Below are 21,831 nucleotides of genomic sequence, written 5' to 3' on the forward strand. Positions count from 1 at the left end.
TAGGATACAAATGAAGCTTAAAGTTATTGAATTTTTAATTCTAATTATGTTCACCTTCGTGATCGCCTCTTGCCATAGAACTTCCAAGACCCAATTACCCGTTTACCAACCCTCAGATTTTAATCAGGAACTGGTTGACATAAACCTTCATAACTCTACTGAAAACCATACAGTTGCAGATTTCGAACTAATAAATCAAAACGGAAATACAATTACTCAGGAAGATTATAAGGATAAAATTTATGTGGCAGACTTCTTCTTTACACGATGCCCTAGTATCTGCCCTATTATGACCAATAATATGGAAAAATTGCAGCACCTTTTTATGCAAGAGGACGATATCATGTTCCTCTCGCTTTCCGTAACTCCGGAGCTGGATAGTGTTCCTGTACTGCGCCAATATGCAGATAGCAAAGGTGTAATTGATGAAAAATGGAATGTCACCACAGGTGATAAGAAACATATTTATGAATTGGCACGCAAAAGCTATTTCGCGGTTGTGGAACAGGGAGATGGGGGTTTGCAGGATTTTATTCACACCCCAAATTTCATCCTGGTAGACAAAAAGAAACAGATAAGAGGAATTTATGACGGCACCAAAGATGAAGAAATAGAACGTTTAAAGAGTGACATTGATGTTTTAATCCAGTATAGACCTAAAAATTAATTCTAACTTAAACTAAAATCATATGCCTTTTTTCCCATCACTTAGCGCCGAGGACAAAGTACCCCACGCCTTCGCAAAATTCAACACAGGAATTGAAAGACCATTAATCGTCCTTCATCAGATACTTATGAGGACCGATGATTCTCCTTTTTCCATTGCTCAAAGAGAACTAATGGCAGCTTATGTTTCCGCCACTAATGCTTGCAAGTATTGTGCAGGTGCACATACCGCTACGGCAGTGGAATTCGGAATAGACGAATCACTGGTTTCCAGTCTGCTTAATGACATAGACACGGCAGAAGTTGACGAAAACTTAAAACCGATATTTAAATACCTGCACAAATTAACACTAAACCCAACCAAAATGGTTCAGGCTGATGCCGATGCTGTATTTGATGCGGGCTGGTCTGAAAGGGCTTTGTATGATGCCATGATAATTTGCTGTACCTGGAGCTTTATGAATAGGTTCACCGAAGGTCTGGGCTTAACTGTAGTTCCCGAGCAATTTGCCATGGAAGGTAAAATGCTGCATGCTGGTTATGACAAAATTTTTCAACATTTTGAACTGAAATAGTCCCGAAAAAATCATGTTATAAATCGCCAAGATAAATTTGTTCCTTATTGTTTGTGTTTTGCTAACAAACACCGATTGCAGTTATTAAGTCTAAAAAATATATGTACTCTTTAAGGGGATCTTTTTTAAAATCTTAAAATTTGTTTAATGTTAATGTATAATTGTTAAACAATATTTATATTTACAGCCTATCAATAATTATTGGGTACCCCCCCCTCCAAAAAATTAAAAGATGTTCGGACTATTTAAAAAGAAAACTGAAAAAGATAAACTGCAAAAGCAATATAAACGGCTTTTGGAAGAAGCCTTTACACTTTCTACCACCAACAGGAAAATGAGCGACCAGAAGATTTATGAAGCAGAACAGGTGCTGGCACAAATGGAAAATTTGGGCTAAGTGCTATCTATGCAGGGACTATTTTTGATAATCATTAGCACAGTAGTCATGCAATCACATATCATAGTCGACTTTAACAAGGCCAACAATCAGGCAAACTGGACCGTTGTTGATGATGTGGTCATGGGAGGCAGATCTGCCGGAAGCTTTTATATCAATGAAAAAGGACAGGGCGTTTTTCATGGGAAGGTATCCCTGGAAAATAATGGAGGCTTCTCCTCTTTGCGATATCGATTTAAGAAAATTACAACAACTCCTTATACCAAAGTAGTACTCCGGATAAAGGGAGACGGGAAAACCTATCAGTTCAGGGTTAAAAAAAAATCGACCGATTATTATTCCTATATCAGTTATTTCCAAACATCAAATGACTGGGAAACCATTGAGCTTCCCTTAAAAGATATGTATCCTACTTTCAGAGGGCGTAAACTGGACAGCCCCAATTACTCGGCCGACGGCATAGAAGAAATTGCATTCTTAATAGGGAATAAAAGAGCCGAATCTTTTAAACTAGAGATTGATACCATCTCTTTGAAATGAAATAAAGTTTATTCTTGCTTGTTATTTGTATTTCCTTTTCATTAGTCTATTAATTCTTGGAGAACTGGTAAACCATAAAGTAAAGCCACTCAATACCGTAAGCAGCCCCAGTAAAGAAAAGATCCTCAACAATGAGGTATTAAAATTATCCCGCCCTTTGTAATCCATAGTATGTGTCATCCAAAGGAAGTCGAACCAGCGCCAATTGCGATGCCGCACGGTCTGGAATGCACCATTTTGGACTGCAACATACGCCTTAAGGTTTTCTTTGCTCTGATACGAAATTTCATAAGCAGGCAGCGGCCTGCCACGATATTCGTGATGTGGCCCAACTTCTTCGATAAGTTTAACGGTCGCTACTTTTAGACTCGGTTGCATATATCTTGCGGCCACTTTTAATGCCTCGTTGCTGGTCAACTGCTCCTTTAATTCTCCTGTTATAGCATTATACAAGACAGAGGAATTGATCCAGTAATAAGGTGCTTCGGCAATTTCCAAAAGTTCCATGGAAGAAACCTTCTCAATATCCTTAATTTCTGATATTCCCAGTAATCCTGTAAAGGAAGTAGATACCGGAGGTAATTGTTTAAAATGATCCCCGTGAATTTCATCGATGTCTGTCCAGCTGAAATAAAGTCCGCTAATGGTCCACATTAAAAATTGAATCCCCAGAAATACGCCCAGATACCTATGAATCTTGCGAATTTTTACTGCTGCATGTCTTTTTACCATTTTATTAGCCTAATTTTAATATATTCTTTGCCCCCTGAATCACAATAACAAAAACAATTCCGCCTACAATCAAATCCGGAATTTGAGATTTGGTCAACAGCACTAAGATTCCTGCCATAATAACTCCTGTATTTATAATAATGTCATTGGACGTGAAAATCATACTGGCACGCATATGTGCTTCCTTGCTTTTTGATTTTTGTAATATAGTCAGACAAACCACATTGGCCATCAACGCCAAAATTGAAACTATGATCATTGTTCTAAAATCTGGAACTTCTACGGGGAAAAGAAAACGTCTCAGAACTTCAAAAAATCCAATTACTGCCAATACTATTTGAAAATACCCTGCTATTTTAGCTATACTCTTTTTTCTTAATATTGAACCCCCCACGGCCAAAAGACTTAGGCTATATACAAAAGAATCCGCAAGCATATCCAAACTGTCCGCAACAAGACCCATTGAGTTTGACAACAAACCTGTTGTCATTTCCAGAATAAAGAAAATGGCATTAATGACTAATACTGTCCAAAGTACTTTTCTCTGACTTATAGAATCATCCGATATAGTTTCTGTTGTTCTTTCAGATGCAATTAACTGCTCATCAAATTTAAGCTCGGAAATTTCATTGTGTATTTCCTCTATATTTCCATTATGGTAAACCGTTAGTTTTCTATTCGGAATATCAAAATTAAGTTTTATGATTTGCCTGATAGATTGGAGTTTTATCCGAATCATAGCCTCTTCAGATGGGCAATCCATTTTTGATATTTTGAAAACTGACTTATTCAACTTTTTTAAATATTTGGTGCACGTCAGCCAATAGATGCTGTCCTCAACCTCAGCGCATTTGCTATGACCGAAACAGAACTAAAGCTCATAGCCGCTGCGGCAATCATGGGTGATAGTAAAATCCCGAAGAAAGGGAATAAAACCCCTGCAGCGATAGGTACGCCAAGCGTATTATACACTAAAGCAAAGAACAGGTTCTGCTTAATGTTTTTCATTACTTTATTGCTAAGGTTCCTGGCCTTGACGATACCCTTTAAATCTCCCTTTACCAGGGTAATCCCGGCACTTTCTATAGCAACATCTGTTCCGGTACCCATGGCAATGCCAACATCGGCCCTGGCCAGGGCCGGAGCATCATTAATACCATCACCAGCCATAGCAACTATATGGCCTTTATCCTGAAGCCGTTCTACTTCCTTTAACTTATCTGCCGGGAGCATGGCTGCTTGAAAATCTGATAGCTGCAGTTCCCTGGCCACTGCGTATGCTGTATTTGGGTTATCTCCGGTAAGCATAATCACATTGATTCCCTTATCAGTTAGCATTTTAATGGCCATTTTGCTCGTCTTTTTTATTTTATCTGCAATGACCACAAACCCCACTACTTCTTTATCTACCGCCAGAAAAGCAACAGTTTTACCCTGCTGTTGATATTCTTCAGCCTTATCCTCTATAGCTGAGGACAAAATTGCACCGGAGTATGCCATCATTTTGTCATTTCCAAGAGAGATGATCTTACTATTTATTTCACCTTCAACACCCATTCCTGCTACTGCCCTGAACTTTTCAGCTTTCAAATATTTTACTCCTTTTGCTCTTCCATAGTTCACAGTAGCCGCCGCCAGGGGATGCTCACTCATCTGATTCAACGATACTATATATTCCAGTGCTTTTTCTTCCGTTAAAATAGCCGTATTTGTTTCAATGGTTTCTACCGTCGGCTGGCCTTCGGTAATGGTTCCGGTCTTATCTATGATAAGGGTATCTACCTTAGCCATTCTCTCTAGAGCAGCAGCGTTTTTAATCAATACCCCATTCTGTGCACCCTTCCCAACGCCCACCATAACAGACATCGGGGTGGCCAGGCCAAGCGCACATGGGCAGGCAATAATTAAAACAGCAATGGCATTAACAAGGGCATAAACATAGGCCGGTTCTGGCCCAAACAGCGCCCAAATCACAAAAGTGATGATGGCAATCAGGACCACAATTGGCACAAAATATCCGGAAACTTTATCGGCCAGATGCTGAATAGGAGCCTTACTCCTACTGGCATCATTGACCATTTGTATTATTTGCGAAAGTAGGGTGTCCGCACCTACTTTTTCTGCCTTCATCAAAAAGGAAAGGTTGCCATTTATAGTTCCGCTGATTACCTTATCTCCTACGTTTTTATAAACTGGAATGGGTTCCCCACTAATCATAGATTCATCTACCGAGGCCTCTCCTTCGGTTAAAATTCCGTCTACAGCAATTTTATCTCCAGGTTTTACTCTTAAGATATTACCTGGTACAATCTCATCAATCCCGATTACTTCTTCGGCTCCGTCCCTAATCCTTATCGCAGTGTTTGGAGCCAGTTTTAAAAGTTCTTTTACAGCAGAATTTGTTTTACTATGGGCTCTTGCTTCTAACAGCTGTCCTAAAAGCACCAGTGTCAGGATAACTGCTGCCGCTTCAAAATAGACATGTACACTACCAGAAGGGGTCTTAAACTGCGCCGGGAAGAAATCTGGAAAAAACATCCCAAAGACACTAAAGCACCAGGCAACTCCCGCACCAATTCCAATGAGAGTAAACATATTGAGGTTCCAGGTTTTTATAGACCTGTAAGCGCGCTCAAAAAACATCCAACTCGCATAAAAGACTACGGATAATGAAAGTCCAAACTGTATCCAGTTCCAGTATTTCTGGTCCATAATATTGTACAGGGGATTGCCCTCGAGCATTTCAGACATGGCAATTAAGAATATGGGCAAGGTAAAGACAGTGGCTATCCAAAATTTCCTTAGCAAATTTTTATATGTCTGTTCTTCCGCAGAAGGTCCGGGTTGCACAGGCACAAGATCCATACCACAGACAGGACAGTCTCCCGGATCATCTTTTATGATCTCGGGATGCATGGGGCATGTCCATTTTCTGGACGTGCCAGCCGCTAGGGATTGTTCTTCCACTAAATCCATCCCGCATACAGGGCAATCTCCGGCCTGGTCATATGTTTTGTCCCCTTCACAGTGCATGGGGCAGTAAAATGTACCGGTACCTTTACCCCTAGGTTTTTGGGCCTTCTTCTCCTTTTCTAAATTATGTTCCCCGGGCATATGGATACTATACCGCCCACCGTCATTTTCCAAAACATTTTGAAATTTTTCAAGGGCAATATGGCTCTCCATTTCAATGGATGCCACGGCTTCTTCTAAATCAACATTTACTTTTAGAACGCCTTCAACCCTGGAAAGTGCCTCCTCTACATGTTGCCTGCAGCCATTGCAGGTCATTCCGTGTATGTGATAGCTGTGTTTCATAAGTTAAGAGATCAATGCGCGATACTAATTTGCCTGATTGTTATAACAGGTCTTTCACCTGCAGCAGCTTGGAATAGTAAAGCATACTTCGGTAAATTCCATGTAAAAATACTATATGCTTTATCGAATAAAAAATTGGCTGTAAATAAAGGTCTTAAGTGTTATCGCAATTGTAGTTTTGTACAATTTTAATACACCTCTGGATCTATCATTTTATTGGGTCCTTAGGCCGTATCAATTGTAGTTTATATCTTAACTTTGTTATTGTATCAACAGGTTTAAGTATTTGCTATAAATAGGTCCCCTGAAATCTATTTGGCAACATCTTGATAAACACATCAAACCAGTCATAAAGGGCTAAAAATAATTTTAAAATGATTGAAGCATTAAAGGAAAGTTACGGTCATATTTTTGAAGATGCTCTGATAAATGAGATTGCCGAAGTGGGGTCTTTTAAGGAAGTCCCCGAGGGCTATAAACTTATGGATATAGGGCAGTATATTAAGGCAATGCCCTTACTCATTTCAGGGGCCATTAAAGTAATGCGTGAAGATAAAGACAGTGATGAACTATTGCTTTATTACCTGGAAAAAGGAGACACCTGTTCTATGACCCTGACCTGCTGTATGGGTGATGCCATAAGCGAAATCAGGGCAATTGCAGAAATGGATACCACTTTAATCATGGTACCTATTCAAAAAATGGATGAGTGGACGGCCAAATACAAGTCCTGGAGGAATTTTGTGTTCGATAGTTATCACCACCGCCTCAATGAACTACTGCAAACGCTAGATAGTATTGCTTTTGATAAAATGGATATGAGGCTTGTCAGCTACCTGAAAGAAAAGGCCAGAATTAATAAGGAAGATATCATCCACAATACCCATCAGGAGATCGCCTATGATCTGCATAGCTCCAGAGTAGTAATTTCCAGACTTCTTAAAAAACTGGAGCAAATGGGGAAAATTGAACTGCACCGTAATTATATTAAAATTTTGGAATTATAAGCCTGTGTAACTTAAGTTACTGTCTGTGGCATCTATAGGCGCTATTTTTGTGCTCAAATTCTGTATTGATGCTCAAACGTTATTTTCCAATACTTCAATGGCTCCCAGACTACAAAAAGGCCAGCCTTCCTGGCGATATTAGTGCCGGGCTGACCGTAGGCATCATGCTTATCCCCCAGGGTATGGCTTATGCCATGATTGCGGGCTTGCCCCCGGTATTTGGGCTTTATGCATCACTCATTCCACAAATTATCTATGCCTTAATGGGCACTTCAAGGCAGCTAGCAGTAGGACCTGTTGCCATGGATTCATTACTGGTGGCTTCCGGGCTGGGTGCTTTGGCCCTTTCGGGTATAGAAGAGTATATTGCAATGGCCATTTTTCTGGCCCTGTTCATGGGGGTAATTCAACTGGGTTTGGGGTTGCTGAGAATGGGTTTTCTGGTTAATTTTTTATCTAAACCTGCTATCAGTGGATTTACCTCTGCAGCCGCGATTATCATAGGGTTGAGCCAGCTAAAACACTTATTAGGCATCGATATTGAACGCAGTAACCAGATACATATCCTTTTAAAAAACGCCTTTAATAATATTTCAGACACGAACATTATTACCCTTGTAATAGGACTAGCAGCGATACTGTTTATTAAAACACTAAAGCAAATCCATAATCGGCTTCCCGGGGCTTTACTTATTGTAGCACTGGGCATATTCAGTGTGTATGTTTTCGGACTGCATCAACTTGGGGTTCAGATTGTAGGGGAGGTTCCAAAAGGACTACCAGCGCTTACCACGCCAAGGATAGACCTGTCAAGGGTTTCAGAATTACTTCCTATAGCATTGACACTTGCACTGATTGCTTTTATGGAAGCCATATCAGTGGCCAAGGCAGTTGAAGAAAAACATGATGATTACGAAGTAGATGCCAATCAGGAACTCATTGCCCTTGGGACTTCAAATATAGTAGGTTCATTTTTTCAGTCATACCCTACCACCGGGGGTTTCTCCAGAACGGCAGTAAATGAGCAATCCGGGGCAAAAACTGGTATAGCTCCTATGGTAAGTGCTTTGGTCGTAGGGCTTACATTATTATTCCTTACCCCAATATTCTATTATTTGCCTAATGCTGTGCTGGCAGCAATTATTATGGTAGCGGTTTTTGGGCTGATCGACTTTAAATACCCTGTAACCCTTTTTAAACACAGAAGGGATGAATTTTTCGTTTTGCTCGTTACTTTTATGACAACTCTTGGGATTGGAATTAAGGAAGGTATACTGCTGGGAGTACTCATTTCGTTACTGCTGCTGGTATACAGAACCTCCAGGCCCCATATAGCTGTACTGGGACGAATCAGAAATACTAACTACTTTAAAAATGTGGCGAGGTTTCCACAAGACACAGAAACCTTCAAAGAATTTCTCATTCTTCGTTTTGATGCCCAACTCTATTTTGGTAACAGAGAATACTTTAAAAAAGAACTTTTAAAACAAATCCGCGGTAGAGAGCAAGACCTGAGATATGTCATTCTGAATGCAGAAGCCATTAATTATATTGACAGCAGTGCCGTACATATGCTACGGCAAATAATAAATGAGCTAAAAAACAGAGAGATAAAATTTCTGGTATCAGGGGCGATAGGACCCATCAGGGATATCTTTTATACCAGCGGTTTAATAGAAGATATTGGAAAGGAGAACTTATTCGTAAAGACAACTGAGGCTTTTGAACATTGTAAGACCCTGAGCCAAAAAAGCGCGATTGAAGAAAAGATTACGCTGCAATCAAAAAAAATACTTATGTAACCTAAGTCACTGTATATTAATTATTACGAAGCTAAATTTGCTTCATTAACCTTAAAAAAACAAATAGATGAAAGTAGAACAGATTTATACCGGATGTTTAGCACATGCCGCGTATTATATAGAAAGTAAAGGAGTAGCAGCAGTTTTTGATCCCCTAAGAGAAGTTCAGCCTTATATGGACAGGGCTCAAAAAGATAATGCAAAAATTAAATATGTTTTTGAAACTCATTTTCATGCCGATTTTGTTAGTGGTCACCTGGATTTGCAGAAGAAAGCGGGAGCTGAAATTGTATTTGGACCCGGGGCAAAGCCCGCCTATGAGGCTACTACAGCAAAAGACGGACAGATCTTTGAGGTTGGCGATTATAAAGTAAAAGTGATCCATACACCAGGCCACACCATGGAAAGTACTACTTACCTCTTAATAGATGAAAATGGCAAGGAACATGGAATTATTACCGGCGACACCTTATTTATTGGGGATGTAGGCCGGCCAGACCTTGCACAACATGTGGTGTCAGACCTGACCGAGGAAAAACTTGCAGGACATTTATTTGATTCTCTTCGGAACAAAATCATGCCCTTATCAGATGATCTAATTGTTTATCCTAACCATGGAGCAGGTTCTGCATGTGGAAAAATGATGAGTAAGGAAACCACAGATACCCTGGGGCATCAAAAAGAAGTGAATTATGCTTTAAGAGCGGATATGACTAAGGAGGAGTTTATAAAGGAATTGCTCACCGGGCTTACCGCCCCTCCCGGATACTTTCCACAGAATGTTTTGATGAATATTAAAGGTTATGATAGCCTGGATAAGGTTATGGACCGCGCCAAAACGGGCTTTACTCCCGAGGCATTTGAGGCCGCCGCTAATGAAACAGCTGCACTGGTGTTAGATACACGAGACGCCGAAGATTTTGCTCAAGGGTTTATCCCTAATAGTATTAACATTGGCCTGGAAGGAAGTTTTGCCATGTGGGTAGGTGAAATGATCCCGGATGTAAAGCAGGAAATTCTCCTTATAACTTATCCCGGGAAAGAAGAGGAGGCCATTACCAGATTATCCAGGGTAGGTTACGACCACGTCATTGGCTATCTGAAGAACGGATTTAGCTCCTGGAAAGATTCGGGGAAAGATTTTGAAACTTCGCAACGAATAACGGCGAAAGCCCTGGAGGAAAAAGCCAAATCAGAACTTCCAATATTTGATGTGCGTAAAAAGAGCGAGTACGACTCTGAGCATCTGATAGGCGCTATAAATGTTCCTCTTAATCAAATTAATCAGCATTTGGCCCAGTTTCCAAAAGACCAATATTTTGCAATGTATTGTGGTGGTGGGTACAGAAGTATGATTGTGTCCTCTATTTTAAAACAGAGAGGATGGACCAATTTCGCAGATGTTGTCGGAGGTTTTGAAGAAATAGCAAAAACAGGTATGGAGAAATCTGAATATATCTGTCCTTCTACAATGCTATAAATTAGAAGCACTATCCATTAAGAAACGGTCCGCCTGTCTGTTGACGGGCCGTTTCCTGATGTAGTTTTATAAAAGCTACGGGCTTAATTCTAATACAATATTAATGTTGTTTTTATGTGATAAATGATATTAATCACATTTCACTTGCAACAGGCAATGTACCTTTAACTAATTAAATTTATTCCATGTCATTTTTAAATACTCTTTTAGGAACTAAAGACGAAAGCACCGATAAAATTATAATTTTAGAAAAAGCGGATTATGCTTCGGCAATAAGGCGAAATGATGTTCAATTGGTGGATGTTCGTACCCCAAAAGAATATAATGAGGGCCATATCCCAAATGCAGTCAATATCGATTACTATAATAGCCCTGAATTTATTAAACAATTTAAAAAATTAGATCCGGATAAGCCCTTGTTTCTGTATTGCAGATCAGGTGCAAGAAGTCTGAAGTCGGCCCGGAGGCTAATAGATATGGGATTTAAGAAAGTGTACGACTTAAAGGGAGGGTATTTGCAATGGGGTTAAATCTGCCAATCATGGCGTTAAAAATTAGATTATGAAACAACTGCTACTTGCGCTGATTCTAGTATTTGCAGCCTGTAAAGAAGGTAAAAAGTCAGATACAGTACCTATAACAGATACTTCACAAAATGAGGTTGCCGCAAGTGAGATAGGGCATCCGGGAAAGATGCTTCTGGAGAAAGAATGCTATATCTGCCACAATCCCAAAGTAACAAAAGAAAGTATGATAGCCCCGCCTATGGTGGCCATTAAAAAGCACTATATCACAGAAAATACTACAAAGGAAGAATTCACTAATGCCCTAATGAATTGGGTGAACGACCCCGAACAGAATTCTAAAATGCCCGGAGCACTTAAAAAGTTTGGCATAATGCCCTATATCCCCTACCCTGAGGATGCCATTACCCAAATAGCCGAATACTTATACGATAATGATATTGAGAAACCAGACTGGTACGATGTAAATCATCAAAACCAGGAGGATAGCGAACAACAGCTCAGGGCGTCAGAAAATATCCATACCAGGTATGCTGGCGTAGGAATGGAATATGCCAAAGCAGCCAAAAATCAACTTGGTAAAAACCTGATCCGGGCAATTGCTGAAAAAGGGCCCTCGGGCGCTATTGAATTTTGCAATACACAGGCCACCAGACTCACAGACAGTGTGTCTGTTATGAAAAATGCTATTATCAAAAGGGTATCTGACAAACCGAGAAACCCGGATAATATGGCGAATCAGGAAGAATTGGGATATATAAGTTATTATCAGAAATTAATTGCGGCAAAAACAACACCCAAACCCATTGTAAAACGGGAAGAAGGGGAAGTTAGTTTTTACTATCCAATAACCACCAATGCTATGTGCCTGCAGTGCCATGGTAAACCTGATGAGCAAATTGTACCAGGCACATTGGCCACGCTTAATGCACTATATCCCGGAGACAAGGCGGTAGGCTATGCTGAAAATCAGGTGCGCGGTATCTGGTCTATACATTTTGAAGAAGAAAGCATAGAATGAATAAGGTAGGTGCAAATGAAGTATAATAAAGGGATTAAGCTTTTATTGGTATGCCTGGTGTGTATAGGCATTGTTACTGCACTTGTACTTATTATAGAACAAATAGTTAATTAAATAATTTAAATATCCGATTATGAAAAAAAATATGGGTGGTTTAGACCGCGGAATCCGAATTGTAGTAGCACTAATCATTGCGGCCTTATACTATTACAAAGTAATTGATGGTACATTGGGGATGGTACTGCTGGCCTTAGCGGGGATATTTCTTATTACCAGTTTTATCAATTTTTGTCCTCTGTATACTTTTTTCGGGCTCAATACACACAAGAAGAATAATTAGTAAGTAACCTCTTTTTAGCCATCCAGTGCCCTTTTAGTTTCGCAGCAGGGTATCTGGTATAAGAGCGTAGGTAGTTTTTTATGGCTATGTAACCTAGGTTACTGCCGGGCCCTGAAAAACAGTTTAACTTTATCAAATATTAAAAACACCTTTCTAAATGGGATCACATCATCAAATAGTAATCATTGGAGGCGGTACCGCTGGTATAATGGTGGCCGCACAGCTAATTCGTCAAAAGAAGGCAAAAGACGTAGCCATAATAGAACCCGCAGATACACATTATTACCAGGCGGCGTGGACGCTGGTCGGGGCCGGCACCTTCGATTATAAAAAGACTGCAAGGCCGATGGCTTCGGTAATTCCGAAGGGTGCCAAGTGGATAAAAGATAAAGCCACTGGTTTTGACCCGGAAAAAAATACCGTACATACAGAGGCTACCGGAGATATAACCTATGATTATCTGGTTGTAGCCCCCGGAATTGCTTACGATTACAGTCTTGTACCCGGACTGGAAGAGGCCATAGATAAAGGTGTGGTGTGCAGCAACTATACAGATCCTGATCATACCTGGGAGGTCATCAAAAATTTTAAAGGCGGCACGGCCCTCTTTACACAGCCTGCAACACCGATTAAATGCGGAGGTGCACCCCAGAAAATAATGTATCTGGCAGAAAATCACTTCAGAAGAAGTGGGGTACGGAAAAAAACGGATGTGGTATTTGCCACCAGCGGTACTATCATTTTTGGTGTTCCGGAGATTGCGAAGACCTTAATGAAAGTTGTCAATAGAAAAGATATTAACCTAAGGTTTTATCACAAATTAGTTGCTGTTGATGGCGAAAAACAGATTGCCTGGTACGAATTGGGCAAAGCCATCAAGGAAGGTGGTTGCGTTGTACCATCGGAAGATGAGTCGGAACAATTAGAAATAGACACTACTTTCCAATACAACTACAAGGATGTGAAAGTTAGCAGGGATGGTAACAGATATGGAATACATTTCGATATGTTACACACCGCTCCCCCTTCGGTTGCCCCCAATTTTGTAAGAGATTCGGTTTTGGTAAATGATGCCGGTTGGGTAGACGTGGACCATAAAACTATGCAGCACAATAGCTATGCAAATATTTTTAGCCTTGGTGATGTCGCAGCCTTGCCGACTGCCAAAACCGGCGCTGCTATACGGAAACAAGTCCCTATTGTGGTAGACAATATTGATATTTTAATAAAGCATAATAAAATGGGCACCATGGCCTATAACGGTTATTCTTCCTGCCCGCTGGTGACAGACTATGGTAAAATGGTCCTTGCCGAATTTGATTACAACAATAATTTTACTCCTGACCCGAAATTAAAACAAATGCTTATATCAGATTCTTCCAAAGAGCACTGGAGGCTTTGGGTGCTTAAAAAATACGGTTTACCCTATCTTTACTGGAACAAAATGATGAAAGGAAAATATGTTTGATATTTAATTGCCACACTAAATAAACTAATATGAATTGGATTTATGAACCCTGGCCCTGGTACGTTTCAGGACCAATGATTACGCTTATTATGTTCCTGTTGTTATTGATGGGGAAAAATTTTGGAATGTCCTCTAACTTAAGAACACTTTGTACTATTTGTGGTGCAGGTAACCAGGCAACTTTCTTCAAATTCGATTGGAGAGAACAAAAATGGAACCTTGTTGTGGTTTTAGGAGCTATTATTGGTGGTTTTATAGGCGCCAATCTGCTTTCCGAAGAAACAGCGGTTGCTATTAATCCGGCAACAGTGGAAGATTTAAAGTTACTGGGATTCAATAGTGCAGGTAAGGCCTATCTACCGGAAGTTCTTTATGACTTAAGTGCCCTGACCAATATAAAGAGCCTTTCAATACTGGCTATTGGCGGTCTGATGGTAGGTTTCGGAGCGCGCTACGCTGGTGGCTGTACTTCCGGGCACGCTATTTCGGGCTTAAGTAATCTACAATTACCCTCGCTAATAGCTGTGATCGGCTTTTTTGCTGGTGGCCTGGTTATGATTCATTTTATTTTTCCTTTAATTTTTTAACCTTATGAGAACAGTATCATATTTATTGATCGGGATTGTTTTTGGTATAACAATGTTTAAATCAGAAGCAGCTTCATGGTTTCGCATATACGAGATGTTTAAATTTGAATCTTTTCATATGTACGGAATAATAGGTTCTGCATTATTGCTTGGTATACTAGTGGTACAGTTTATAAAAAGAACTCGAATGAAGTCGTTCTACAACGAGAAAATAGTTTTACCTCCCAAGGAAATGAATTTTTACAGATATATTTTTGGGGGCATTATCTTTGGCTTAGGCTGGGCCCTGGCGGGCGCATGCCCCGGACCGATGTTTACTCTTGCAGGGGCGGGGTATGTATCTATATTTGTGGTTATTGGAGCCGCTATCCTGGGTACTTTCTTATATGGCTTGCTGAAAGACAAGCTCCCCCATTAATTCTGGTTCAGCTTCAGAATTATTACTGAATTAAAAAGAAATCTGATTTAATTAACTGGCTGCATGTGGATTGTCTTTTCATCAATAGACTGGTCCTTAGAATGACCAGGACGATTCCTGGAATAAAAATTTTTCCGGGCCATAATATAAAAGATGGCCTAACTTGATACAAATAGGAAAAACCTGCCTTATATTTAAGTTTTAAACTACAAAACCTCTTTATAATAAATAGCGTTAATTAAGAAATAAATAATTTAACTTTGCCAGCTTTAAGCTATTAGAAAAGGTTTATAAGTTAGTTCCACATGCAACAAAACATTCCGACAGCATACAACTCGGCGTTTACCAACGGTATCCGCCATCCACATCTCTATCTGTGGGACGCCTGGTCATTTGTAGAAGATGATGTAATACATCTTTACTGCCTGGCGGTGAGTCGCACAAAAAAAGACGGTACTGGTCTTTATCCATCCGAAAGAAATTCTTATCCCTTTCACATCAGGCACTTTAGTTCACAGGACGAGGGGCTAAGCTGGAAAGATGAAGGCTGCTTCTTAAGTGCCCGTTTAGGTGAAGATAAGCACGATTCCAAGACCATTTGGAGCGGTTCTATTGAGGTTTTACCCAATGGTAAAAAATTAACTGCCTATACCGGTCTTTGGAACGCGGGTCAGGACCGAAGTTTTTTGCAAAACATTGCCCTGGCTGTTTCCAATGATGGTTATACAATAAATGAAATTGCGGATGAACCCATATCATCACCAATAAGAGATCGGGATGAGATTATTGGCCTGGGCTATTATCTGGACGCTCCAGATAGCATGGGGCATAACGATGGAGAAGGCGGAGGGCCTATAATGGCCTGGAGAGATCCATTTGTGTTTATCGGTTTGGAAGGGGATGTACACCTGTTCTGGGCAGCCAAGATTGCACCACTAAAAAATGCAATGGCTCATGCACTCTTAAAAAAAGAAGGGGAATTATTCAGAATAGATAAAATGTACCCCCCCACTACCCTGCCGGATGGAGATAAATTTACCCAATTAGAGTTGCCTAAATTAGTTCATGACAAGGACAATGGGTGGTATTATTTAATAGTTTCAACCTGTAACAGAATTTATGAAGGACAATCTGATGAGGAAGTAGACAAGAGTGTACGTCTTTACCGCTCCAGTTCTATGGAAGGCCCCTGGGAAGCCTGGGGAAAAGAAGGTAGTACCATCTTAAAATCTGAAAATCTATTTGGGCTGACCGTACTTAAAACCGATTTTAAAAACAACAGGTTACTGTGTATGGCCCCTTATACTGATGCCGCAACCGGTGAATTGAGTTTAAGCTTCGCAAAACCGTTTTATATCAATTTAAATCCTGTAGAAGTTCACTTTCCATAAAGAGCAGATAAAGAAAGTTATCTGGCATCTTAATTAATCATAGCTGGCTTTCAACGCCGAAATAATTAAGGTCAACCATTACCCGTTAATCAGCTGCACCAGTTTCAACCTGCTGTTTATCCCAATTTTGGAGTATATTCTGTGGGTATGATCCTTTACAGTTTGCAGGCTTATAAATAATTCGTTGGCGATTTGTTGATTGGTCAGCCCCTTACAAATACCCTCAACAATTTCTTTTTCTCGCTTGGTAATGCTGTATTTTTTATAAAGTAGTTCCTTTTTTTCATCACTGGGCCTTCCTGCAAAAACAGGGGTAAATAGTACATCCGATTTAAATCTTAAATAGAACAAGGGGCATATATTAGACAAAAAATACAACAGAACTATGGGGGGCACAAACGCTATATCCGTAAATAAAAGTGGTAAAGTGGCCGCCCGAATGATGATTCCCAAAAGCATCAAAAAGGTAAAAATCCTGATGATTTTCCTTCTGCCCGTCTTAATGGGTTTTGAGTATTTAAAGGCATTAACGGCAAAAAAGGTCATTATGGCAAATTCAGCAAAAAACATAAGTCCTAGCTGGGTATAGGCAAACTGTTCACCCAAAAACCAATGTGCTTTGTACAATGCAACATACACTACCCAACACAGGGGAAATAACCCTGCAAACAAAACAACTACAAGAACTGATAGTTTTTTTCTTATTGGAGATGATGTTATCGAATAACCCATTTTCACCAACATGATCCAGGATATAAAAAGAAATGGAACCCCCAGAATGGGCAGGAAATTTGCTGCAAGTATGATGGTTTCATTTTTGGTGCTTATAGTGTTCAGCAATATTCGCATCAGAATTTGTGCCCAAATCCCATAGAATGCAAAAGCGTAAAAGGTCACCAAATAATAGAAGTAATGTTTATGGAAAAATGTGTTGTAGGTATTAATGAAATGCCTTGAAATCCAAATTCCTGCAATGGCAATTGCAAGGCAAAAAATAAAAGCTACTATAAATGCAAGGCTGAGCAAGAATTGTTTATTTATAGGTTAAAAGTATATAAATGTGTTCAATACCCATAAATACCTTAGTAGTGTTTTTAAAATCACTACTAAAGTTGGAAGCGATTTTTGAATGAAGCATGTATTTTTATCCTAAACAATATTCAAAACACCATGGAAGTAATAAACTCTGAACGCAGTCCGAAAACCACAGTAACTGGCAGTTATGGCTACGCCTGGCAACAGTTGTGGAAATATTTTCTCTATTTCTTTTTGGTGGCATTAATTGTTGGTCTTCTCGAAAGTCCGGCATCCATTGCTCGTGAATCGGAAATTGACAATACGTTATCTAACATCTTCTTAAAACTTCTCTCGGGAGCTTATCTTTTGCTAGTATTTCCAGTAATTAACTACGGTGGTGATTTATTAAATCTCAAAGGTATCCGAAATGAACCTATGGACATGTATTTGCTTTTCGAGGGTTTTAAAAAGAACTATATGAATATAGTCCTGGCCAGTTTATTAACCTTCGCCATTATTGGAATTGGATTGGTCTTCTTTATCATCCCGGGGATTATCTTTGCTTGCAGGCTGGCATTTGTTTCCTACCTGGTAATGGACAAAAATCTGGAACCAATAGCTGCTATCGAAAAAAGCTGGGAAATGACCAGGGATCATGGTTGGCAAATCTTTGGTATCGCCTTACTGGCCATACCGCTCTTCCTTGGAGGTTTATTGTGTTTTATCGTTGGCGCTTTCATCGCTATCCTCTGGGTGAAAGCCACTTTTGCTGCCTTCTATCATGCTGTAGACTTAGAAGAGCAAAAAAAAATGGAATTCTAATTAATAGCCTTCCCATATAATTGAATATCCTTCGCCATAAAATGCACTGTCATTGGATTTTTAATTATAATCCTCTATAATTCATAAAAATTGATGAACTTATGCAGTCGATAAATGAATGCGTGAGTAACTGCTGATATTTTTGTGCCGGTAACGAGTTGCGTCTTCATCTATCATAGCAAATTTCTAATACCTCCTAAAAATTGACTTCGATATGCTAAAAAATCTATTCTTTTTTCTTCTTGTTGGTGCTCTGTTCTGTTGTCAGGCTCAAACCAAATTGTCTGATGAAGTAATTGAGAATATTAAGTTGCGAATAGACAATGGCAAGAATCCGGGTATAGTAATTGGAATAATTGACCAGGAAGGGACGCGTTATCATAGTTTTGGCGTTAAATCTTTAAAAACTGATGAACCAGTAAATGAGTATTCCATTTTTGAGATTGGTTCTATTTCCAAAACATTTACCGGGATATTGTTAGCAGATATGGTGGTTAAAGGCAAATTGAATCTAGAGGATCCATTGCAAATCTTATTACCCGATGGAGTAAAAGCTCCCACAAGAAATGGTGTAAGCATCAAATTGGTGCACATGGCTAATCATACCTCTTCTCTACCCAGGATGCCCGATAATTTTAATCCGGCCAACCCGGCTAACCCTTATATAGATTATTCCGAAAAACAACTATACGATTTTTTAAACTCGTATGAACTTTCCAGAGATATTGGAAGTAAGTACGAATATTCTAATTATGCCGCTGGTCTTCTGGGCCATCTCCTGGCTGCTAAAAACAATACTACATATGAGGAATTAATGTTGAGCGTAATTGCCAATCCTCTAAAAATGGAAAACACGGGAATTCTACTTACTCCGGAAATGAGCAAGCACCTCGCCACAGGGCATCGGGGGAGAATTGAAGTAGAGAATTGGGATTTGACTACCCTGGCAGGGGCAGGAGCGATAAGATCTAGTGCAGTAGATATGATTAAGTATCTGGCGGCCAACATGGGGATGGTAAAGACTAAATTATACCCTGCCATGCAATTGTCTCATAAAAATTCAAGAGCTGAAGGGGCAGAGCCCATTGTGGGCCTTGGATGGCACACCCAGGTTTTTGACGAAGAAGAAATTATATGGCATAACGGAGGTACTGGAGGGTACCGGACTTTTGCCGGTTTTACTAAAGATGGAAGCAAAGGTGTTGTGGTTTTGTGTAATTCAACTACAGGAGCAGACGATTTAGGAAGGCACCTTTTGTATTCAAAATCTCCATTGAATAAAATTAAATCCTCTATTGGTGCTAAAATGCTGCAGGTAATAGAGCGTGATGGACTTACTGCCGCTCTTGATACCTATAGTGAGTTAAAGAAAAGTCCAATAGATATATATGACTTCTCTGAGAATGAACTAAACGATCTTGGCTATTATTTTCTCGCCAGGAAAGAATTAGAAAATGCCCTTGCCGTATTTAAATTAAATATTGAGAATTATCCGAATTCCTCAAATGTTTATGATAGTTACGGAGAGGCTTTTATGGAAAAGGGAAACAAAGAAAAGGCAATAGAAAATTACGAAAAATCGGTAGCCATTAATCCAGGTAATTTAAATGGCCTGGATAAACTAAAAGAGTTAGGCGTTGACACCAACAAACTTGTAACTGAAATAGTTGTTGACGAAGGCATCCTTGAAAACTATGTCGGCAAATATGAATTGGCACCTGGTTTTATACTAACCGTGACAAGAAATGAAAAGCAGCTAAATGTCCAGGCTACAGGACAGCCCCAATTTCCCGTATTTCCTAAATCATCATCTGTATTTTATTATAAAGTGGTAGAAGCCCAACTTACTTTTAATCGGAACGAGGATGATAAAGTCGAAAGCCTCACTCTGCTGCAGGGAGGACGCACAATGGTGGGTTCAAAAATTGAATAAACCATCATCCAATCTGAATATTGATCTGCTAGGATTGTAATGATAATTACGACACAAAAGGCATATCGTATTAAATGGACAGCTAATTGTTTTGTTTCCGGGTTTTAACCGACTAAGTCAGGGATGAGATTAGATTATAAAAGCTTACAGGAAGATGGGCTAATTACTTTGGCCGAGTTTAATTGTACTCCTTCGCGGGAGTTGTTAAAAGAACAGCAATACTTCCAGGTCATCTGGAGTAGCAAGCAGGCTACCACTATTATTATTGACGGGTATAGAATGGCATTAGAGAAAGATCAGCTGGTATTCTGTACCCCTTTGAATGTGATAGAAATACCAGGTAATGATGATGGCTTAATAGCGCTGCTATTTAACAGAGAATTCTACTGTATAAGGGATCATGACGAGGAGGTATCCTGTAATGGGTTCCTTTTCTTTGGCTCCTCCCACCCCACCACAATACATCTTAACAAGGAAGAAGCCTCAAGTTTCGAATTGCTGTTTCGCTTCTTTAAAGAAGAATTCGAGACCAGTGATCATATCCAGGGTGAAATGTTGCGGTCCCTTCTTAAGAGATTACTTATAAAATCGAGCAGGTTGGTTAAAAAGGAGCTACCCGATACAGATATACACAACTCACAATTTGATATTATCAGAAAATTCAATATCCTGGTAGAACAGCATTTCAGAGAAAAACACACAGTGGCAGATTATGCGGAACTATTGTTTAAATCTCCAAAGACCATTTCTAACCTGTTCAATAAATACAGCAATAAGACGCCTCTAACTGCTATTAATGAGCGTATATTGCTCGAGGCCAAGCGGTTGCTTTTATATTCTGACAAAACCGCCGAGGAGATTACATACGAACTGGGTTATAAGGAGCCAGGACATTTCTCCAGATTTTTTAAAAAACACATTGGCTGCAGCCCGATAGAATTCAAAAAGAAGAAGCTAAGCACAGTCTGATCTCCAACTTAGCAGCCTTTCAATTATACCAGACACTTTTCTATATCCATGTTACCGATTAGGGAATACGCTGCCATGCTGCCCTAAAATTCCACAATAAATCCGCGTTGCTACTTCAATTGTCATTAGGAAGGGAACAATTGACAATCAATAGGGAATAACGTATATGTTCTTGCCCCCATTCGTGAACCATCTTTGCATTGTAAATGAGATGAGCGCTATGCTTCCTCAAAACAAGAATTAAGTTTAACTATTAATAAATAAAATTATGAGCACAATTAATGTTCCGACAAAAAATGAAGTAAGCACTAAAAATCAGGCGATTTTTGATCAATTGGAAAAAGCAGTTGGTTTTGTACCCAACCTGTTCGCCACTTATGCACACAGTGAGCATGCATTAGAAAACTATCTGACCCTATCTAATGCCAAGACCTCCTTAAAGGCAAAAGAAAAGGAAGTTGTAAACCTGGCAGTAAGTGAGGTAAACGGCTGTAATTACTGTTTATCTGCCCACACAGCAATTGCGGGTATGAATGGTTTCACAGCAGATCAAATACTAGAATTAAGAGCCGGAGGGGCCTCATTTGATAACAGGCTCGATGCCCTGGCAAGACTAGCTAAAAACCTGACAGAAAACAGAGGTGCATCTGATACGGAAGTTTTAGAAAATTTCTTTAATGCCGGATGGACGAAAGAGAATTTGATAGACACCATTGTATTGGTAGGTGACAAAACAATTTCCAATTATATCAATAATACTACCGAAATAGAGATAGATTTTCCAATAGCACAACCTCTGGAAACTGCTGTTGCATAGGCTAAAG

General features: G+C 39.7%; 22 protein-coding genes. 18 read left to right on the forward strand and 4 right to left on the reverse strand.

Features of this window, described 5'->3' with window-relative positions; genetic code table 11:
• Window positions 1-10: 10 nt before the first annotated feature.
• From J1G40_RS04415 to J1G40_RS04430, 4 genes are all read left to right on the forward strand, one after another.
• Window positions 11-667 carry an SCO family protein gene (locus J1G40_RS04415; protein WP_414855658.1) on the forward strand — a complete coding sequence of 219 codons (657 nt, stop codon included), beginning with the start codon at window positions 11-13 and terminating at the stop codon, window positions 665-667.
• Between the two features lie 22 nt (window positions 668-689).
• Window positions 690-1,241 (forward strand): carboxymuconolactone decarboxylase family protein, encoded by a 552-nt coding sequence (locus J1G40_RS04420; protein WP_265241331.1) that lies wholly within the window; start codon window positions 690-692, stop codon window positions 1,239-1,241.
• A gap of 232 nt (window positions 1,242-1,473) precedes the next feature.
• Window positions 1,474-1,638: a Lacal_2735 family protein gene (locus J1G40_RS04425; RefSeq protein WP_265241332.1), complete on the forward strand. Its 165-nt coding sequence runs from the start codon at window positions 1,474-1,476 to the stop codon at window positions 1,636-1,638.
• Between the two features lie 48 nt (window positions 1,639-1,686).
• A complete protein-coding gene (locus tag J1G40_RS04430) occupies window positions 1,687-2,178 on the forward strand; it encodes a CIA30 family protein (RefSeq protein ID WP_265241333.1) in 492 nt (163 codons plus the stop codon).
• Between the two features lie 21 nt (window positions 2,179-2,199).
• On the opposite strand, the gene J1G40_RS04435 is transcribed toward J1G40_RS04430, so the two are convergent.
• From J1G40_RS04435 to J1G40_RS04445, 3 genes are read right to left on the reverse strand one after another with little or no spacing between them, the layout of a single operon-like run.
• Complete coding sequence (locus J1G40_RS04435; RefSeq protein WP_265241334.1) at window positions 2,200-2,910, reverse strand: PepSY domain-containing protein; 711 nt, start codon at window positions 2,908-2,910, stop codon at window positions 2,200-2,202.
• A 4-nt stretch (window positions 2,911-2,914) separates the two neighbouring features.
• Window positions 2,915-3,703, reverse strand: a complete 789-nt coding sequence (locus J1G40_RS04440; RefSeq protein WP_265241335.1) for a cation transporter — start codon at window positions 3,701-3,703, stop codon at window positions 2,915-2,917.
• Window positions 3,704-3,726: 23 nt separating this feature from the next.
• Complete coding sequence (locus tag J1G40_RS04445) at window positions 3,727-6,228, reverse strand: heavy metal translocating P-type ATPase (RefSeq protein ID WP_265241337.1); 2,502 nt, start codon at window positions 6,226-6,228, stop codon at window positions 3,727-3,729.
• 374 nt (window positions 6,229-6,602) lie between these two features.
• On the opposite strand from J1G40_RS04445, the gene J1G40_RS04450 reads away from it, so the two are divergent.
• From J1G40_RS04450 to J1G40_RS04495, 10 genes are all read left to right on the forward strand, one after another.
• Complete coding sequence (locus J1G40_RS04450; RefSeq protein WP_265241339.1) at window positions 6,603-7,235, forward strand: Crp/Fnr family transcriptional regulator; 633 nt, start codon at window positions 6,603-6,605, stop codon at window positions 7,233-7,235.
• Between the two features lie 68 nt (window positions 7,236-7,303).
• Window positions 7,304-9,037, forward strand: coding sequence for a SulP family inorganic anion transporter (locus J1G40_RS04455; RefSeq protein WP_265241341.1), 1,734 nt, complete (start codon window positions 7,304-7,306; stop codon window positions 9,035-9,037).
• A gap of 67 nt (window positions 9,038-9,104) precedes the next feature.
• Window positions 9,105-10,517 (forward strand): MBL fold metallo-hydrolase, encoded by a 1,413-nt coding sequence (locus tag J1G40_RS04460; protein WP_265241343.1) that lies wholly within the window; start codon window positions 9,105-9,107, stop codon window positions 10,515-10,517.
• A 185-nt stretch (window positions 10,518-10,702) separates the two neighbouring features.
• Window positions 10,703-11,047: a rhodanese-like domain-containing protein gene (locus J1G40_RS04465; protein WP_265241345.1), complete on the forward strand. Its 345-nt coding sequence runs from the start codon at window positions 10,703-10,705 to the stop codon at window positions 11,045-11,047.
• Window positions 11,048-11,078: 31 nt separating this feature from the next.
• Window positions 11,079-12,062, forward strand: a complete 984-nt coding sequence (locus J1G40_RS04470; RefSeq protein WP_265241346.1) for a DUF3365 domain-containing protein — start codon at window positions 11,079-11,081, stop codon at window positions 12,060-12,062.
• Window positions 12,063-12,195: 133 nt separating this feature from the next.
• On the forward strand, window positions 12,196-12,402 hold the full coding sequence (locus J1G40_RS04475) for a DUF2892 domain-containing protein (protein ID WP_265241347.1): 207 nt from the start codon (window positions 12,196-12,198) through the stop codon (window positions 12,400-12,402).
• A gap of 157 nt (window positions 12,403-12,559) precedes the next feature.
• Window positions 12,560-13,870: an FAD/NAD(P)-binding oxidoreductase gene (locus tag J1G40_RS04480; protein WP_265241349.1), complete on the forward strand. Its 1,311-nt coding sequence runs from the start codon at window positions 12,560-12,562 to the stop codon at window positions 13,868-13,870.
• 29 nt (window positions 13,871-13,899) lie between these two features.
• A complete protein-coding gene (locus J1G40_RS04485; RefSeq protein ID WP_265241351.1) occupies window positions 13,900-14,457 on the forward strand; it encodes a YeeE/YedE family protein in 558 nt (185 codons plus the stop codon).
• Window positions 14,458-14,461: 4 nt separating this feature from the next.
• Complete coding sequence (locus J1G40_RS04490) at window positions 14,462-14,875, forward strand: YeeE/YedE family protein (protein ID WP_265241352.1); 414 nt, start codon at window positions 14,462-14,464, stop codon at window positions 14,873-14,875.
• A gap of 305 nt (window positions 14,876-15,180) precedes the next feature.
• A complete protein-coding gene (locus J1G40_RS04495; RefSeq protein WP_265241353.1) occupies window positions 15,181-16,266 on the forward strand; it encodes a hypothetical protein in 1,086 nt (361 codons plus the stop codon).
• 78 nt (window positions 16,267-16,344) lie between these two features.
• On the opposite strand, the gene J1G40_RS04500 is transcribed toward J1G40_RS04495, so the two are convergent.
• Window positions 16,345-17,292, reverse strand: coding sequence for a helix-turn-helix transcriptional regulator (locus tag J1G40_RS04500; protein WP_265241355.1), 948 nt, complete (start codon window positions 17,290-17,292; stop codon window positions 16,345-16,347).
• Window positions 17,293-17,436: 144 nt separating this feature from the next.
• Between J1G40_RS04500 and J1G40_RS04505 the strand changes: the two genes are divergently transcribed.
• From J1G40_RS04505 to J1G40_RS04520, 4 genes are all read left to right on the forward strand, one after another.
• Entirely contained in the window at window positions 17,437-18,105 is a 669-nt protein-coding gene (locus tag J1G40_RS04505) for a hypothetical protein (RefSeq protein ID WP_265241356.1), read from the forward strand.
• Window positions 18,106-18,319: 214 nt separating this feature from the next.
• Entirely contained in the window at window positions 18,320-20,038 is a 1,719-nt protein-coding gene (locus J1G40_RS04510) for a serine hydrolase (protein ID WP_265241358.1), read from the forward strand.
• Window positions 20,039-20,161: 123 nt separating this feature from the next.
• Window positions 20,162-21,007 carry a helix-turn-helix domain-containing protein gene (locus J1G40_RS04515; RefSeq protein ID WP_265241359.1) on the forward strand — a complete coding sequence of 282 codons (846 nt, stop codon included), beginning with the start codon at window positions 20,162-20,164 and terminating at the stop codon, window positions 21,005-21,007.
• A 268-nt stretch (window positions 21,008-21,275) separates the two neighbouring features.
• On the forward strand, window positions 21,276-21,824 hold the full coding sequence (locus J1G40_RS04520; RefSeq protein WP_265241360.1) for a carboxymuconolactone decarboxylase family protein: 549 nt from the start codon (window positions 21,276-21,278) through the stop codon (window positions 21,822-21,824).
• The last annotated feature ends 7 nt before the right edge of the window (window positions 21,825-21,831 follow it).

The sequence above is a fragment of the Muriicola sp. Z0-33 genome (assembly GCF_026126425.1).
Lineage (GTDB): Bacteria > Bacteroidota > Bacteroidia > Flavobacteriales > Flavobacteriaceae > JAFMPW01.

Coding starts and splice junctions, on each gene's coding strand:
- J1G40_RS04415 (WP_414855658.1), top strand. CDS start 11: ATGAAGCTTAAAGTTATTGAATTTTTAATTCTAATTATGTTCACCTTC.
- J1G40_RS04420 (WP_265241331.1), top strand. CDS start 690: ATGCCTTTTTTCCCATCACTTAGCGCCGAGGACAAAGTACCCCACGCC.
- J1G40_RS04425 (WP_265241332.1), top strand. CDS start 1,474: ATGTTCGGACTATTTAAAAAGAAAACTGAAAAAGATAAACTGCAAAAG.
- J1G40_RS04430 (WP_265241333.1), top strand. CDS start 1,687: ATGCAATCACATATCATAGTCGACTTTAACAAGGCCAACAATCAGGCA.
- J1G40_RS04435 (WP_265241334.1), bottom strand. CDS start 2,910: ATGGTAAAAAGACATGCAGCAGTAAAAATTCGCAAGATTCATAGGTAT.
- J1G40_RS04445 (WP_265241337.1), bottom strand. CDS start 6,228: ATGAAACACAGCTATCACATACACGGAATGACCTGCAATGGCTGCAGG.
- J1G40_RS04450 (WP_265241339.1), top strand. CDS start 6,603: ATGATTGAAGCATTAAAGGAAAGTTACGGTCATATTTTTGAAGATGCT.
- J1G40_RS04455 (WP_265241341.1), top strand. CDS start 7,304: ATGCTCAAACGTTATTTTCCAATACTTCAATGGCTCCCAGACTACAAA.
- J1G40_RS04460 (WP_265241343.1), top strand. CDS start 9,105: ATGAAAGTAGAACAGATTTATACCGGATGTTTAGCACATGCCGCGTAT.
- J1G40_RS04465 (WP_265241345.1), top strand. CDS start 10,703: ATGTCATTTTTAAATACTCTTTTAGGAACTAAAGACGAAAGCACCGAT.
- J1G40_RS04470 (WP_265241346.1), top strand. CDS start 11,079: ATGAAACAACTGCTACTTGCGCTGATTCTAGTATTTGCAGCCTGTAAA.
- J1G40_RS04475 (WP_265241347.1), top strand. CDS start 12,196: ATGAAAAAAAATATGGGTGGTTTAGACCGCGGAATCCGAATTGTAGTA.
- J1G40_RS04480 (WP_265241349.1), top strand. CDS start 12,560: ATGGGATCACATCATCAAATAGTAATCATTGGAGGCGGTACCGCTGGT.
- J1G40_RS04485 (WP_265241351.1), top strand. CDS start 13,900: ATGAATTGGATTTATGAACCCTGGCCCTGGTACGTTTCAGGACCAATG.
- J1G40_RS04490 (WP_265241352.1), top strand. CDS start 14,462: ATGAGAACAGTATCATATTTATTGATCGGGATTGTTTTTGGTATAACA.
- J1G40_RS04495 (WP_265241353.1), top strand. CDS start 15,181: ATGCAACAAAACATTCCGACAGCATACAACTCGGCGTTTACCAACGGT.
- J1G40_RS04505 (WP_265241356.1), top strand. CDS start 17,437: ATGGAAGTAATAAACTCTGAACGCAGTCCGAAAACCACAGTAACTGGC.
- J1G40_RS04510 (WP_265241358.1), top strand. CDS start 18,320: ATGCTAAAAAATCTATTCTTTTTTCTTCTTGTTGGTGCTCTGTTCTGT.
- J1G40_RS04515 (WP_265241359.1), top strand. CDS start 20,162: ATGAGATTAGATTATAAAAGCTTACAGGAAGATGGGCTAATTACTTTG.
- J1G40_RS04520 (WP_265241360.1), top strand. CDS start 21,276: ATGAGCACAATTAATGTTCCGACAAAAAATGAAGTAAGCACTAAAAAT.